General features: G+C 60.0%; 11 protein-coding genes. 6 read left to right on the top strand and 5 right to left on the bottom strand.

Annotated elements, in window-relative coordinates:
* From mnmG to B9Z41_RS08150, 3 genes are all read right to left on the bottom strand, one after another.
* Positions 1-2022: a tRNA uridine-5-carboxymethylaminomethyl(34) synthesis enzyme MnmG gene (mnmG, locus tag B9Z41_RS08160; protein ID WP_100146565.1), complete on the bottom strand. Its 2022-nt coding sequence runs from the start codon at positions 2020-2022 to the stop codon at positions 1-3.
* A gap of 148 nt (positions 2023-2170) precedes the next feature.
* A complete protein-coding gene (locus B9Z41_RS08155; RefSeq protein ID WP_100146564.1) occupies positions 2171-3577 on the bottom strand; it encodes a sensor histidine kinase in 1407 nt (468 codons plus the stop codon).
* Positions 3574-4263, bottom strand: coding sequence for a response regulator transcription factor (locus B9Z41_RS08150; protein WP_100146563.1), 690 nt, complete (start codon positions 4261-4263; stop codon positions 3574-3576). The genes B9Z41_RS08155 and B9Z41_RS08150 overlap by 4 nt, the downstream gene beginning before the upstream one ends.
* A gap of 59 nt (positions 4264-4322) precedes the next feature.
* Here B9Z41_RS08150 and B9Z41_RS08145 point away from each other — a divergent pair, with 59 nt between their 5' ends.
* Genes B9Z41_RS08145 through B9Z41_RS08135 form a run of 3 tightly spaced genes read left to right on the top strand, consistent with a single transcriptional unit; the run spans position 4323 to position 9939 of the window.
* Positions 4323-5603 (top strand): TolC family protein, encoded by a 1281-nt coding sequence (locus B9Z41_RS08145; RefSeq protein WP_100146692.1) that lies wholly within the window; start codon positions 4323-4325, stop codon positions 5601-5603.
* 11 nt (positions 5604-5614) lie between these two features.
* Positions 5615-6859, top strand: coding sequence for an efflux RND transporter periplasmic adaptor subunit (locus B9Z41_RS08140; protein ID WP_100146562.1), 1245 nt, complete (start codon positions 5615-5617; stop codon positions 6857-6859).
* Positions 6856-9939 carry an efflux RND transporter permease subunit gene (locus tag B9Z41_RS08135; RefSeq protein ID WP_100146561.1) on the top strand — a complete coding sequence of 1028 codons (3084 nt, stop codon included), beginning with the start codon at positions 6856-6858 and terminating at the stop codon, positions 9937-9939. Before B9Z41_RS08140 ends, B9Z41_RS08135 begins: the two co-directional genes overlap by 4 nt.
* Here B9Z41_RS08135 and B9Z41_RS08130 read toward each other — a convergent pair.
* A complete protein-coding gene (locus B9Z41_RS08130; protein WP_233202591.1) occupies positions 9933-12197 on the bottom strand; it encodes a cation-translocating P-type ATPase in 2265 nt (754 codons plus the stop codon). The two genes, B9Z41_RS08135 and B9Z41_RS08130, sit on opposite strands and share 7 nt — an antisense overlap.
* Positions 12198-12233: 36 nt before the next feature.
* Here B9Z41_RS08130 and B9Z41_RS08125 point away from each other — a divergent pair, with 36 nt between their 5' ends.
* From B9Z41_RS08125 to B9Z41_RS08115, 3 genes are all read left to right on the top strand, one after another.
* Complete coding sequence (locus tag B9Z41_RS08125; RefSeq protein WP_100146560.1) at positions 12234-12428, top strand: heavy-metal-associated domain-containing protein; 195 nt, start codon at positions 12234-12236, stop codon at positions 12426-12428.
* Positions 12425-13288, top strand: a complete 864-nt coding sequence (locus B9Z41_RS08120; RefSeq protein WP_100146559.1) for a pirin family protein — start codon at positions 12425-12427, stop codon at positions 13286-13288. Before B9Z41_RS08125 ends, B9Z41_RS08120 begins: the two co-directional genes overlap by 4 nt.
* Before the next feature lie 110 nt (positions 13289-13398).
* Positions 13399-13935: a Spy/CpxP family protein refolding chaperone gene (locus B9Z41_RS08115; protein WP_233202590.1), complete on the top strand. Its 537-nt coding sequence runs from the start codon at positions 13399-13401 to the stop codon at positions 13933-13935.
* On the opposite strand, the gene gyrB is transcribed toward B9Z41_RS08115, so the two are convergent.
* Positions 13932-16487, bottom strand: a complete 2556-nt coding sequence (gene gyrB, locus B9Z41_RS08110; protein WP_100146558.1) for a DNA topoisomerase (ATP-hydrolyzing) subunit B — start codon at positions 16485-16487, stop codon at positions 13932-13934. The two genes, B9Z41_RS08115 and gyrB, sit on opposite strands and share 4 nt — an antisense overlap.
* Positions 16488-16498 lie beyond the last annotated feature (11 nt).

Here is a 16498-nt window from a genome sequence, read left to right as displayed (position 1 = left end):
TCAGGCCGCCGCCGCCACGTCGGAAGACTCTAGCGCCGAGGCCTCGGGCACAAAGCCTTTGACACGGGCGCGCTTGAGGTGGATCAGCAACAAGGACATGGCAGCAGGCGTGATGCCCGACAAGCGCGAAGCCTGCCCCAGCGTTTCGGGACGGTGGCGACTGAGCTTTTGTCGCACCTCGATAGACAGTGCCGTCACCTGGTTGTAGTCCAGGTCTTCTGGGAGACTGAGGTTTTCGTAATGGGCGGCACGCTGCACCTCATCACGCTGACGGTCAATGTAGCCCGAGTACTTGGCAGCAATTTCCACCTGCTCCACCACGGCACGGGTGGTTTCACGTGAAACATCATCGCCGCCCAAACCAGCCACCAACTCGGGGCTTTGATAGCGACCGCCATCCAGCGACATCAGCGCGTCATAACTCACATCTGGGCGGCGCAACAAATCAGCCAGGTTGTGCTCATGCTCAATGGCCTTGCCCAACACCCGCTCAGACTCGGCGGACGGCAAATTGCGGGGATTGACCCAGACCGACCTCAGGCGCTCTGTTTCACGTGAAACAGCATCGCGCTTGCGGCTGAAGGCTTCCCACCGTGCGTCATCGACCAACCCCATCTGGCGACCCATCTCGGTCAAGCGCATGTCGGCGTTGTCTTCGCGCAGTTGCAGGCGGAACTCAGCCCGGCTGGTGAACATGCGGTAGGGCTCAGTCACGCCTTTGGTGGTCAGGTCGTCAACCAACACGCCCAAATAGGCCTGGTCACGCCCAGGCGTCCAAGCGCCGCCAAAATCATTGGCTTGCCCCGCCATGGCACGGCACTGCAGGGCCGCATTGATGCCAGCAAACAAGCCTTGGGCCGCAGCCTCCTCGTAACCTGTTGTGCCGTTGATCTGGCCTGCAAAGAACAGGCCGCCAATGGCCCGGGTTTCAAAGCTGCGCTTGAGCTCACGCGGGTCAAAGTAGTCGTACTCGATGGCGTAACCCGGGCGAATGATGTGGGCGTTTTCCAGCCCTTTCATAGAGCGCACCAACTCGTACTGGATGTCGAAGGGCAAGCTGGTCGAAATGCCGTTGGGGTAGTACTCGTGGGTGGCCAGGCCTTCGGGCTCGAGAAAAATCTGGTGACTGTCTTTGTCGGCAAAGCGGTTGATTTTGTCTTCCACGCTGGGGCAATAGCGTGGCCCCACGCCCTCGATCTTGCCGGTGAACATGGGACTGCGGTCAAAGCCTGAGCGGATGATGTCATGGGTGCGCGCATTGGTGTGGGTGATCCAGCACGGCATGTGCTGAGGGTGCATCACCGCACGACCCATGAAGCTGAACACCGGCACCTCGCCGGGCAAACCACCGGGCATGCCGTCCCCGGGTTGTTCGGTGCATTGGCTGAAGTCAATGGTGCGTCCATCAAGCCTTGGGGGCGTGCCGGTTTTCAGGCGGCCTTGCGGCAACTTGAGCTCTTTCAGACGGGAAGACAAGCTCACCGCCGGTGGGTCGCCTGCACGACCACCCGAATAGTTGTTCAAGCCCACATGGATCTTGCCGTCTAGGAAAGTGCCGGCGGTCAGCACCACGGTACGGCCTTTGAAACGGATGCCGGCTTGGGTCACCGCACCGGCCACACGGTCGCCGTCCATCATCAAGTCGTCGACCGCTTGCTGAAACAACCACAGATTGGGCTGGTTCTCCAAACGGCGGCGGATGGCCGCCTTGTACAAAATGCGATCGGCCTGGGCACGGGTGGCGCGCACGGCTGGCCCTTTGGAGCTGTTCAAAATACGAAACTGAATGCCGCCTTCATCGGTCGCCAAGGCCATGGCGCCACCAAGGGCATCCACCTCTTTGACCAAGTGCCCTTTGCCAATGCCCCCAATGGAAGGGTTGCAGCTCATCTGGCCCAAGGTTTCGATGTTGTGCGACAACAGCAGGGTTTTGGCGCCCATGCGCGCAGCGGCCAACGCGGCCTCCGTACCGGCATGGCCACCGCCGACCACGATGACATCAAACTCTTGGGGATACAACATAAAACAGCCAACCTTTGAATACAGGGGCTGTGTGCCGCCCTGTCAAGCAGGGTGCGATTTTACAAGGCCCTCGCTCGCTGCGCACAGCGCCAAAGGCCCGCAGGGTGTGGGGTTGAGCGCCATATCGCTTATGGGTGCGCCCTGAGCTTCAGGCGGACGGCGTTTTCAAGAAGGTCAAGCTGACCCGCAAGCCAGAGGGTGTCTCGCCTTGCATCGACACCTGCGCACCCAACAAACGGGCGTATTCGCTGACGATGGCCAAGCCCAGCCCCGAGCCCTCTTTGAGCGCCTCGCCGGCCGAGCCCTGCACCCAGCGTTTGGTGAGTTGTTGCATTTGCGCGGCCGACACACCCGGCCCGTTGTCGCTGACCGACAAGACCACGGCTTGCGGTGCCTCGTGCACCGCCACCGTGATGTGGCTCTCGCCTTCTGGCGCTCGGCCATAGCGCAAGGCGTTGTCCAGCAAGTTGTTGAGCACGCCCTCGATCAAGGCCGCACCGCCCATCACCTGCACAGCTTGCTCGACGCCCCGCGCACCCAGGTCCACCCCGGCCGCATCAGCACGGGGCAAAAAGCGCAACACGGCTTCACCCACCAGCACATCCAACGCCACCGGTTCACGCACCAGACTTTGCTGGGCCTCATCGGCCAAAGCCAGTGCCAAAAGCTGGTCCACCAAATGGCTGGCACGCTCTTGGCTTTGCGCAATGCCTTGCAATTGCTCGCGCCACACCTGAGGGTCGGTATGACGCAAACCATAGTCGGCCAGGGCGCGAATGCCCGCCAGCGGCGTGCGCAGTTCGTGGGCCACATTGCCCGAAAACTCACGCTGCGCTTGCACGCTTTGCGCAATGCGCGTCAACAAAGCGTTGACCGCCTGGCCCAAGCGCTGCACGTCACGCGTGCTGCCCGAGACGGGCACGGGCGTGAGGTCACGCGCATCGCGCTTGCCCACCAAGCGGGTCAGCTCGGCCAAGGGGTGCAGGTCGGTTTCGATGGCGCGCTGCAACCACAACGCCAAACCAATCAACAACAAAATCTGCGGCGCAATCGAAAACGCCAGCAAGCGCTGCAACAAGCGGTCACGGCTGGTGGTGGTTTGCGCCATCACCACATAAAAATCCACCGGCTGCTCGCGGTGGATGGTGACACTGCGCAAACTGCGGTTTTGATAGTCCAGGGTGTCAAACACCGGCTGCCCTGTCGTCCCCAGCTTGCCTGGCAACCCGGTATGACCGGCGACCAAACTGCCGTCGGGACGCAGCACAGCAAAGTACAAGGACTCGCTTTGGTCAAACAAGACGGTGCTCATTTCCTGAGCCGACAAGCTCAGCTCTAAGCCCCCCATGCTCACATCGGCATTGCGGCGCACATGGCTGGCCACCAGATAGGCATCGTCCAGCAAGGCACGGTCATAGGCTTGTTGGGTGAAGTACGTGGCAATGCCCACCACCAGCGCCGAGCCAACCAGCCAGGTCAGCGCCAACGGCAGCAACACATGGCGCAACAAGCGGTTGCGCAAGGACGGTTTGACAGTCAGTCGCTCAATGCTCATGCCTGCTCCTCCAGCAAGTAGCCCATGCCTCGCAGGGTCCGAATGGTCGCGCCCGTGTGGGCCAGTTTTTTACGCAAACGGGAAATGAAGGCCTCCAAGGCGTTGTCGCCCAAGGCCTCGTCAAAGCCTGAGAGCTTGTCGGACAACACGCGCTTGCTGACGGTGCGCCCGGGCGGTGTCATCAGCTCCCACAGCACTTCAAACTCACGCGCGGGCAAGGCCAGATCAATCTCATCGACCAAGATCCGGCGGTTCTTGCGCTGCAACACCAAACGGCCCACCTGCACGTGGTCATCTGCCCCCAGGGTTCGACGCACCAAAGCGCGCAGCCGCGCTTCGACCTCTTCCAAGTCGAAGGGTTTGCCCAAGTAGTCATCGGCACCGGCATCCAAACCCGCAATGCGTTCGTCGGTTCTGTTGCGCGCCGTCAACACCAACACCGGTGTGCGGTCACCTCGGCGACGGGCTTCGCGCAAGAGTTGCAAGCCACTGCCCGCCGCTGCGTGAGGCTGTCCATTCAAAGGCAAGTTCAAGTCCAGCAAAACCGCGTCATACGTTTGCACTTGCCAATAGTGGGAGGCCTCCTCCAAATGGCTGGCGGCATCCACACGGTGGCCCGCATCGCTCAGGCTGCGCAACATCACCGCTTGCAGCACGGCGTCGTCTTCAATCAGCAAAATTCGCACGGGCGTAGAAAAAAGTAGTGGTCAGGCTTTGGTCAGGGAGGATGCGCGATAAACGCGGCATGAGCATACGACAGAACCTGCATCCGCGCCGCCTGAGCTGGGTCTTAGGCCTGGCCCTGCCCCTGTGGGGTGGCCTGGCTTGCGCCGACACGCTGGGGTTGCCCCAAGTGCTGGAAGCAGCACGCAACAACCTGGATGTGTCGATGGCACGCCAAGCCGCTGAGGCGGCCCGCGCAGACGTGCTGGCCGCCGATCGATCCCCCTTTCCGATCTTCACGGCCAAGACCAGCCAAATGGACTTGGAACACGGCATTGGCGCTGGCCCCTTCGGTCAAAAGAAGATCGACAAGTCGGGCGGTATCGACTGGACCTGGGAACGCGGCAACAAACGCGGCTTACGCACCCAAAGCGCCGAACGTCAGGCCAACGCCGCCGTGGCTGACCTGCAAGATATGCGGGTGATGCAACAACTCGGGGCTGCGTCTGCTTATTTCGATTTGCTGGCCGCCATGGAGCGCAACCGCGAAATGCAGGCACTGGCCAGCAGCGCCAGACTACTGGCACAAAGCGCCACGGTGCGACTCAAAGCGGGCGATCTGTCGGCCCAAGAGTCGGCGCGGCTGGAAATCGAAGCCCAGCGCGCACAAGCCGATGCGCACAGTGCGCAGCTCGACCAAGAACGCGCCGTGTTGCAACTGGGCCAATTCACCAACTTGCGCATCAACCTGAAAGATTGGCAGATCAACGCCGATTGGCCCTTGCTGCAAGCCATGCTGGACGCCAGCACCGTGCAAGAGGCCTGGCTGGACCAACGCCCCGACGTCGTGGCGGCACTGGAGCGCGTGTCCGCCGCGCGCGCCGCACTGGAGCTGGCACAAGCCCAAAAGAAATCTGACCTGACCTTGGGCAGCAGCCTGGACCACTACCCCTCGCAATCGCGTCGCCTGCTCGAATTGCGCGTCTCGGTGCCTTTGCAATGGGGCTATGGCTATGAGGGTGAAATTGGCCGCGCACAGGCCCAGCTGACCTTGGCCCAAGATCTGTTGGACAAAACCCGCCGCGACGCCTTGGCCGATTTTCAACGCCTGCTGCAAGAACGAAATGCCGCCCAACAGCGCGAAGCCCTGTACGAACAAGACATCTTGCCGCGTGCACGCCGCGTGGCCGAGCAAGCCGAATTGGCCTACACCCAAGGCGCCTCGTCTTTGACCGATTTGCTGGATGCACGCCGCACCTTGCGCAGCACCCTGATTGAAGCCGCCTTCACCCGCGCCGACTACGCCAAAGCGCATACCGCCTGGCAGCTGCGCACCCCCCCTCAGACCGCCAGCACACGCTGAGCCGACACACCATGCACCACAACACTGCGAACGAGCCCAACAAGCTCCAAACCCTCTTGAACACCCCGACCAAACGCTGGGGAGTCGCCGCTGGCTTGGTGGCTGTGCTGGCACTGGGTTACTGGCTGAGCAAACCCGAACTCGCCCCCCACCCTGTGATCGCTCAACCCATCGTGCAAGGGCAACAACTGCGCTTTCCCGCTGGTCACCCGCAGCTGGCCTTGTTGGGCACAGCCCCGGCCGTCGCGGCCCAAAGCGTGACCATTGATTTACCGGCGCGTTTGGTCTGGAACGAAGAGCGCACCCAACGCATTTACCCCGCGTTTGCGGGCCGTGTGGTGCAACTCAACGCGGATGTCGGTCAAAGCGTCAAGGCAGGACAAGTGCTGGCCACGTTTGCCTCTCCCGACTTCGGTGCCGCACAAGCCGACACCGCCAAAGCGCAAGCCGATGCACGTTTGACCGAGCGCGCCTTGGCGCGCCAACAAACCCTGTTCAATGCGGGCATCGTGTCACGCAAAGACCTAGAGCAAGCCGAAGCTGACGCATCGCGTGCGCAAGCCGAGGTTGCGCGGGCACAAGCACGCACCAGCATGTATGGCAGCGGCAACTTGGTGAACCAACAACTGGGCGTGTCAGCAACCATCTCCGGCGTGGTGGTAGAGCGCAACCTCAGCGCGGGCCTGGAAGTGCGCCCCGACCAAGGGGGCCCCGGCAACCCGGCCTTGTTTGTGGTGAGCGACCCCCGTTCGTTGTGGGTGCAAATTGATGCGCGCGAGTCTGACGTGGCATCCCTCAAACCGGGCACCAAAATTGAACTGGTGTTGCCCAACGTCGTAGGCCAAAAATTCGAAGCCACGATTGCGGCCACGGGCGACTTCATTGACCCAACGAGCCGAACCATCAAGGTCCGCGCCGTGATCGACAACCGCCAACGCTTGCTCAAAGCCGAGATGCTGGGCACGGCGCGCATCGAGCGTCAGCTCGCTGCAGGTGTGTTGGTGCCAGCCAGCGCGGTGCAGCTGCGCGGCACCGAACATTGGGCCTATGTGCAAACCGAAACCGGCGTGTTTGAGCCTCGTCGCATCAAACTCGGTTATGAAGGTTTGCAAGAGGTCTTGGTGATCGACGGGCTCAAAGCCAATGAGCTGGTGGTGAAAGACAACGGGTTGCTGCTAGCACGCGAGTTCCGCAACGCCGAAGACCAGGCCAAACCCCACACCTCTGCCGGTGGCACCAGCGCGGATCACAAATGAAACGTCTGATCCACTATGCGCTGAACCAACCGCTGTTCATCCTGCTGGGCACTCTGTTGTTCGTGATGTCTGGCGTGATCGCGTTCAAAAACCTGTCGGTTGAGGCGTTCCCAGACGTGACCGATACCCAAGTGACGGTGATTGCGCTCTACCCTGGGCGCGCGGCGGAGGAGGTGGAGAAGGAGGTTTCTCTGCCCATTGAAGTCGCGCTGTCGGGCTTGCCCAATTCGATCCGCGTGTTCTCACACACCCAATTTGGCTTGTCGTTCACGGTGGTGACGTATGACGACAAGGCCGAAGTCAATTTGGCACGCCAACAAGTCAACGAGCGTTTGCGTGGCGTCGATTTGCCCCCAGGCGTTGAAGCCGAGGTCATGCCCAACGCCACGCCCGTGGGCGAGATCATGCGCTATCGCCTCAAAGGCGATGGCAAGACCTCCACCGATTTGCGCACCATCGAAGACTGGACCGTCGAGCGCGCCTTGCGCCAGATTCCCGGTGTGGCCGACGTGGTGGGCATGGGCGGCTACATCAAACAATACGAGGTTCAGCCCGATCTGCAAAAGCTGCGCGCCTACAAGCTGACGCTGCAAGACTTGCAAGATGCGCTGGGCCGAGGCAACGCCAACGCGGGCGGCAGTTATGTGGCGCAAGGCGCACAGCAGTTCGCCATCCGTGGCTTGGGGCTATTGCGCTCCGCCGACGACATTGGACAAATTGTGGTCACCGCACGCAGCAACACCCCGGTGCTGGTGCGCGATGTGGCCAAGGTCAGCATCGGTGCCGTGCCACGTTTGGGCACCGTGGGCCAAGACTTGGACGACGACGTGGTGACCGGCATTGTGATCATGCGCAAAGGCGAAAACCCCAGCGTGGTGCTCAAGGGCGTGAAAGAAAAAATTGCCGACCTGAACAACCGTGTGCTGCCACACGGCGTGCAAATCGAGCCCTTCTACGACCGTTCGTGGTTGATGGGCAAAACCTTGACCACGGTGTTCAAAAACTTGGTCGAAGGTGCGTTGCTGGTCTCGTTGGTGCTCTACCTGTTCCTGTCCAACATGCGCGCCTCATTGGCGGTGGTGGTGGTGATTCCACTGGCCCTGTTGGCCACGTTCTTAGGCCTCAAGATCATGGGCGTGCCTGCCAACTTGCTGAGCTTGGGCGCGATGGACTTTGGCATCATCGTGGACGGCGCGGTGATCGTGATTGAAAACATCATGCACCGCCTGTCTGAGCGCGGGGAAGGCATGAACGAGAAGGAGCGTCGCACCCTGATCACCAACGCCGCCAACGAGGTGGGGCGTCCTACCCTGTTCTCGATGTTGATCATCATTGCGGCGCACATCCCGATTTTTGCCTTGCAACGCCATGAAGGCCGCATCTTCCAGCCGATGGCGTTGTCGGTGACCACGGCGCTGATTGGGGCTTTGATTTTCTCGCTCACCTTGGTGCCATTGCTCGCCTACTGGATGCTGCGCAAGGGCATTCCACACGGCGACAACCGCCTGGTGGCATGGGCCAAACAGGTGTACACCCCGGTGCTGGACTGGGCCATTGAGAAGCCCCGCAAGGTCGTCACAGTTGCCCTGAGTTGTTTTGCGCTGTCTGTCGTAGCAGCCGCCCATTTGGGCTCGGAGTTCTTGCCTGAGCTCAACGAAGGCACCTTCTGGGTCAACTGGGACATGCCAGCCAGCGTGTCACAAGAAGAGGCGGCCAAGATTTTGCGCAAAGCACGCCTGCAACTGCTCACGGTGCCCGAAGTGCGCACCGTGGTGTCCAAAGCCGGCCAGCCCGAAGACGGCACCGACCCCAAAACCCTCAGCATGGCCGAGGTGTTTGTCGACGTGAAACCCGCAGAAGAATGGCGCAAGGGCATGACGCGTGATTTGCTGATTGAAGAGATGGACGAGAAGCTGGCCGTCATTCCTGGCGTGGACCCCGCGTTCTCGATGCCGATCCGCGACAACGTGCTGGAGTCGATCTCGCAAATCAAAGGACAGATCGTGGTCAAGGTCTCGGGCGACGACCTGACCGAGTTGCGGCGCACCACAGAAGCCATGCAACGCGAGTTCAAACAGGTGCAAGGCGTGCAACGTGCCGAGATTGACCGTTTGGGCGAAGTGCCACAGCTGGTGATTGACATTGACCGTGACCGCGCCTCACGCTTGGGGCTGAATGTGGGCGACGTGCAAGACGTGATCGAGTCAGCACTCGCAGGGCGTGCCACCACCCAAATTTGGGAGGGTGAGCGCAAGTTCAGCGTGGTGGTGCGTTTGAGCGGCGACAAACGCACCGCCGCCAACCTGCCCGCCACACCCATCGCCATACCCGGCGGGGGTTACACGACGCTAGAGAACGTGGCCACCATCCGTCAGGCCAGTGGTGCCATGAACATTGCCCGTGAAGCGGGGCGCCGGACCATGGCCATTGGCATTTTTGTGAAGGGCCGCGACATGGGCTCTATCGTGGCCGACATGAAAGCACGTGTGGCCAAGAACGTGACGATTGCCGACAACTACGCCGTCACCTGGTCGGGCGAGTTCGAAAACCAAGAACGCGCCATGCAACGTTTGGCGGTGGTGGTGCCTATTTCGCTGTTGCTGATTTTTGTGCTGCTGTTTGACGCATTTGCGTCGTTCAAAACGGCTGGCCTGATTTTGCTCAACGTGCCTTTGGCTTTGATTGGTGGCTTTGTGGCGCTGTGGATTTTCAGCATTCCGTTGTCGGTGTCTGCGGCCATTGGCTTTATCGCGCTGTCCGGTCAAGCGGTGCTCAACGGTGTGGTGATGCTGTCCGTATTTCAGCAGTTGCGCAACGCCGGCCTCACCGTGATTGACGCCGTGAAAGAAGGTGCACTTCAGCGCTTGCGCACCGTGCTGATGACGGCCTTGCTGGCCGCTTTGGGCCTGCTGCCCATGGCGCTGAGTCACGACATCGGCTCAGAGACGCAACGTCCTTTGGCCATTGTGGTGATTGGCGGCTTGTTCACCGCCACGCTGCTGACTTTGGTGGTGTTGCCTGCGTTGTATGTGGCCTGGTTCTCCAACAGCCCCAAGCCACCTGGCCACAACGGTCACTGAGGTTTTTCGGTCCCAACACGTGGTGACCAACGCTTGAGCAACAAGGCGTTGGTCATCACACTGACCGAGCTCAAGGCCATGGCAGCACCAGCCACCACCGGGCTCAAGTAGCCCAAAGCGGCCAATGGAATGCCTGCCGCGTTGTAGGCAAAAGCCCAGAACAGGTTTTGCCGAATTTTGGCCACGGTGCGGCTGGAAATGTCCAGCGCCGCCCCGACCAACGCCACCTCGCCACGCATGAGCGTGATGCCTGCGGCTTGCATGGCCACATCGGTGCCGCCCCCGTTGGGGTTGGCCATGGCCATGCCCACATCGGCAGCCGCAAGTGCAGGCGCGTCGTTGATGCCGTCGCCCACAAAGGCCACCACCCGACGGGCCCCGTTGTCGCCCTGCTGCAGGCGCTGCACCAAGGCAAATTTGTCGCCAGGCAAAACCTCGGCATGTACCTCATCATCGTGCAGGCCCAGTCGTTGCGCCATGGCGCGTGCAGCCCCCAGGTTGTCGCCAGAGATCATGACCAAGCGCAAGCCGCGCGCGCGCAACGCGGCCAGGGCGGCTTGCACACCCGGTTTAGGCTCGTCACCAAACGCCAGCAAGGCACGTGGCAACAACTGCGCCGTGTCGCCCGAACCCACGCGCTCCACCAACACCGAGACCGTGGCACCTTGGGCCTGCAAGGCCAGCGCTTGCGCCTCCCAGGGCGCGGCCTGACTGGCAGAGCCAGTTAAGTTCAAGGCCGTCATCCACCGCAAGCTGCCCAACAGCAAGGCGCGCCCCTGCACCTGGCCCTCGCTGCCGTAGCCTGGCACCGCGCGCACGGCTTGTGGAGCGGCAAAGGTGCCGTTCTGGTTTTTGGCAGCCTGCACCACGGCACGTGCCAAGGGGTGCTCGCTGCCGCTTTGCAAACTGGCAGCTATGGCCAACCAATCGTCTGCGCCTTGCGGTGCGTCAACAACGGGTGTGAGCGACAGCAAGCGCGGTTGCCCCACCGTGAGGGTGCCGGTTTTGTCAAAGGCCACCGTGTCCACGCGGTGCGCCACCTCCAAGGCTTGCACATCTTTGATCAAGATGCCGTGCTTGGCCGCCACACCCGTGCCCGCCATGATGGCCGCCGGCGTGGCCAGCCCTAGGGCACACGGACAGGCAATGACCAACACGGCCACGGCATGAATCAGCGACAGCTCGACGCTGTGGCCGCTCCACCACCAGGCCAGCAAGGTCAGCAAGGCCAACACCAACACCACGGGCACAAACACGGCGGAGACTTGATCCACCAGACGTTGAATGGGGGGCTTGGCCGATTGCGCGTCTTCCACCAAACGGATGATGTTGGCCAACACCGTGGCGGTGCCCGTGGCCGAGACCTGCATGACCAAACGGCCTTCCCCGTTGATGCTGCCACCCGTTACCCGGGCCCCAACACCCTTGGGCACAGGCAGCGGTTCGCCAGTGAGCATGGATTCGTCGAGTTGAGAGTCGCCCTCCAAGACCCGGCCATCGGCAGCCACGCGCTCACCTGGCAACACGACCACGTGGTCGCCTACCAACAGCTCTTCAATGGGAATGTCTTGTTCGCCATCCGGCCCGATGACGCGCGCGCGCGCGGGACGCAAGGCATGCAGCGCACGAATGGCGTCGGTGGTTTGGCGCTTGGCGCGGGCTTCCAGCCATTTGCCGAGCAAGACCAGCGTGATGACCACAGCCGAGCCCTCGAAATACAAGTGCACCATGGTGCCATCAGCGGCAGACCACCACAGCCACACCGACAAGGCCCAACCGGCAGTGGTGCCCAGGGCCACCAACAAGTCCATGTTGCCCGTGCCCGCCAACAAAGCGTGCCAACCCGCTTTGTAAAAACGCGCACCCAGCACAAACTGGACCGGGGTAGCCAACAAAAACTGCCACAACGCAGGCAACATCCCATGCTGGCCCAACACATCACCCAGCATGGGCAAGACCAAGGGCAAGCTCAACACCGCGCCCGCGAACACCGGCGAGAAACCCACCCACGGACCTGCGGCTTGTTGTTCGAGGTGCTCGGGTGCCAGGGGTTCGTAGCCCGCATCACGCACCGCACGGCGCAAGCGCGCTTCGTGGCTGGCGTCGTCGTCATTCCAGACTACACGCGCGGACTCCGTGGCCAAATTGACGCTGACATCCGTCACCCCTGGCAGTTTGGCGATGGCTCGCTCCACACGGGCCACGCATGAGGCACAGGTCATGCCGCCAATTCCAATGTCACAGGTGGTATCACTCATAAGAGTTAAGCTTACTCCTTTGTTAAGGAGCCACTGATGAATCACTCATTCCAAGTTCAAGGCATGACCTGCGGTCACTGCGAGATGGCGGTCAAAAAAGCGGTGTTGCGTCTCGACCCCGAAGCCAAGGTGACGATTGACCGAGCACACAACAAAGTGGAGGTCGACAGCACACAAGCCCATGAAGCGTTGGCAAAAGCCATTGCACAAGAAGGGTACCAAGTCGCATGAGCCCCATCACACGACCCCGAGGTGTGGAGCGCCTGGTACGCGGCCAAGACACGCAAGACGGCGCGGGCGTTCGTCTCACCCGCGTGTTGTCGCACGATTTGCAGCAACGCCTAGACCCGTTTTTGATGCTCGATGCCTTTGGCAGCGACAAACCCGACGACTACATTGCCGGTTTTCCCAATCACCCGCACCGCGGTTTTGAGACCGTGACCTACATGATTGCAGGTCGCATGCGGCATCGTGACAGCGGTGGCCATGAAGGCTTGCTGCAAAACGGTGGTGTGCAGTGGATGACCGCAGGACGAGGCCTGGTGCACAGCGAGATGCCCGAGCAAGAAGAAGGTGTGATGGAGGGTTTTCAGCTCTGGCTCAACCTGCCCGCCAAAAACAAGCTGTGTGAGCCCTGGTACCGCGACATTCAAAGTGCAGACATTCCCGAGGTCACCACGCCTGAGCAGGTGTTGGTGCGGGTGATTGCTGGCTCCTCACTGGGAGTGGCAGGTGCCGTGACACGCGAGCACACCGAGCCGCTGTATGTGGATGTGCATTTCCCCGATCGCGACGGCGTGGTTCTGGAACAAGCGATTCCGTCCAGTCATCACGCCTTTTTGTACGTCTACCGAGGCAGCTTAGACGTTGTTCAAGGCAACACGGCAACAACAGTGCCCGCGCAACGGATGGCGATTTTGAGCAATGGTGGCGACGGTGTGGTGCTGCGTGCTCACGCCAACACCCGTGCCATCTTGATCGCAGGCAGGCCCTTGCATGAACCGATTGCGCAATACGGTCCATTTGTGATGAACACCCGCGAAGAGTTGGCCCAAGCCGTGGACGATTTCCGTGCCGGTCTGATGGATTGAGTTACACAACTTTACGTAAGTTGTTGTGTGACACAAGGTGGCGAAACATAGGCCGCGCACAGTCTGAACTTGACCGAAGCATGTCGCTTCTTGTTTCAAAGGACTTTGTCATGAACCGTTTCACACCTTCACGTTTGACTTTCGCCACTGCCCTGGCTGGGCTTGGCTTGGTTTTGAGCCTGGGCGCGCAAGCCCAACCCATGGGGGGCATGGGCATGGCCGGCGACGGCATGATGGGACACACCCACATGGGTGACAGCAGCAGCCCGCACGCACACATGGCCCAACGCTGGGAGGCGCGCCAACAAGAACTCAAAGCCAAACTCAAGCTCAGCAGTAGCCAAGAGCCTGCGTGGAACACGTTTGTAGAGGCCATGAAACCCTCCACACACCCCGCCATGGCGCCCTTGGACCGAGAAGCCTTGGGCAAGCTGACCACGCCTGAGCGCATAGACAAGATGGCGGTATTCCATGAGGCACACCACGCCGCGATGCAAAGCCACATGAAGCAACGCAGCGATGCCACCAAGCAGTTTTATGCACAGCTGACCGCAGAGCAGCAAAAGATCTTTGATGCTGAAACCTTGCCACGCGAACCCCACAACAGGGGTCGCATGGGCCAAGGCCCAGCCAGCAAAGCCAATTAAACGTCGATGTTGGCAGCGCGCAGAGCGTTGCTTTCGATGAAATGGCGACGGGGCTCCACCTCATCGCCCATCAACATGGTGAACACGCGATCGGCTTCGATCGCGTCGTCAATTTGCACGCGCAACAAACGGCGCACATTGGGGTCCATGGTGGTTTCCCACAACTGCTCAGGGTTCATCTCACCCAAGCCCTTGTAGCGCTGACGTGCGGTGGCGTGTTCTGCCTGGGCAATCAACCAACGCATGGCGATGCGGAAGTCACTGACTTTTTCTTCTTTGGCCTTCTCGCCCTCACCGCGCTGAACGCGTGAGCCTTCGTTGAGCAAACCGCGGAAGGTTTGAGCAGCTTCAGCCAGCGCAGCATAGTCGGCACCGTGCACAAAGTCTTGCGTGATGACGCTGCTCTTGACGTTGCCGTGATGGCTTCTGCTGATGCGCAAAATGGGTTTGTCGGTGCGCACATCAAACTCGCCCGAGGCTTCTGAACCACTGCCAAGTTCACGCAACTTGGCTTGCATGGCGACAGCCGAAGCTTCTGCTTCTGCCACTGTGTCTAGGTTGACCGACACTCCGTCGGCCATGGCCCTCAGGGCCTCCGCGTCCATGAAACCGCTCAAACGCGCAATCACCGCTTCGGCCAGTTGGTGCTTACGTGCCAGTTCGGCCAATGTCTCGCCGCTCAAGGTTTGGGGATTGGTGCCACCCGTGGTGATGCTGGCATCTTTGAGCGCAATGCGCAGCAAAAAGCTATCGAGTGCTGGACCATCTTTGAGGTATTGCTCTTCTTTGCCCACTTTGACCTTGTAGAGCGGCGGCTGTGCAATGTAAATATGGCCACGCTCGACCAACTCGGGCATCTGACGGTAAAAGAAAGTCAGCAGCAAGGTTCGAATGTGTGCCCCGTCGACGTCCGCGTCGGTCATGATGATGATGCGGTGGTAGCGCAGTTTGTCGACGTTGAAGTCATCCGTCGCCGACTTACCCGATTCGGCACTGGCTTTGCCAATACCGGTACCCAAGGCCGTGATGAGGGTCAAGATTTCGTTGCTGGTCAGCAGCTTTTCGTAACGTGCTTTTTCGACGTTCAAGATCTTGCCGCGCAAGGGCAGAATAGCTTGGAATTTGCGATCACGTCCTTGCTTGGCGGAGCCACCAGCGGAGTCACCCTCAACGATGTAGATTTCGCACAAGGCAGGATCTTTCTCCTGACAATCGGCCAATTTGCCTGGTAGGCCCATGCCATCCAAGACCCCTTTGCGACGTGTCATCTCACGGGCTTTGCGGGCGGCTTCGCGGGCACGTGCAGCATCCACGATCTTTCCGCAAATGATCTTGGCATCGTTGGGACGCTCTTGCAGGTAGTCGGTCAGTGTTTTGGCGACGATGTCTTCAACCGGCGCACGCACTTCGCTGGACACCAACTTGTCTTTGGTTTGGCTGCTGAACTTCGGTTCAGGTACTTTCACGGACAACACACAACACAAGCCTTCGCGCATGTCATCGCCGGTGACTTCAACTTTGGCTTTTTTAGCAAAGTCGTTTTCTTCAATGTATTTGTTGATGACTCGGGTCATCGCTGCACGCAAGCCCGTCAAATGCGTTCCACCGTCGCGCTGAGGAATGTTGTTGGTAAAACACAGCACGCTCTCGTTGTAGCCATCGTTCCATTGCATGGCCACTTCGACACCAATGCTGGTCCCAGGAATGCCACCGTAGGTGTCGGCAGGGCGCTCACCTTCGGCATAAAAAGCGTTGGGGTGCAAGACTTTTTTACCCGAATTGATGAAGTCGACAAAACCTTTGACACCCCCGGCGCCAGAGAAATCGTCTTCTTTGCCGGTCCGTTCATCGATCAAGCGGATGCGCACACCGTTGTTCAAGAAACTGAGTTCACGCAAGCGCTTGCTTAATATTTCATAGTGGAAGTCACTGTTTTGCGTGAAGATTTCCACGTCGGGTAGAAAGTGAACTTCGGTACCGCGTTTTTCTGTTTCTCCAGTGACCTTCATGGGTGAAACTTCAACACCGTTGACAACCTCAATCAAACGGTTTTGCACAAATCCTTTGGCAAATTCCAGCGTGTGAACTTTGCCTTCGCGACGAACGATCAAACGCAAAGATTTAGACAGAGCATTCACGCACGACACACCAACACCATGCAAACCGCCAGAAACTTTGTAACTGTTCTGGTTGAACTTTCCACCCGCGTGCAATTCGGTCAATGCGATTTCTGCGGCACTGCGCTTGGGCTCATGCTTGTCGTCCATCTTGACACCCGTTGGAATGCCACGACCGTTGTCGGTCACGCTGATGGAGTTGTCGCTGTGGATAGTCACCACGATGTCGTCACAGTGGCCAGCCAATGCTTCGTCGATGGAGTTGTCCACCACTTCAAACACCAAGTGGTGCAAACCTGTGCCATCAGATGTGTCACCGATGTACATACCTGGACGCTTGCGAACGGCTTCAAGACCTTCAAGAATTTGAATCGATCCTTCGCCATAGCCTTCCCCGGCGGCTTCTTGGTTGGTGGTGTTTGTAGGTTCAGTCATGGCAAGTCTTC

The sequence above is a fragment of the Limnohabitans sp. JirII-31 genome, assembly GCF_002778315.1.
Classification (GTDB): domain Bacteria; phylum Pseudomonadota; class Gammaproteobacteria; order Burkholderiales; family Burkholderiaceae_C; genus Limnohabitans.
Note: the sequence above shows the minus strand (reverse complement) of the source record. Positions and strands in the feature narration are given on the sequence as shown.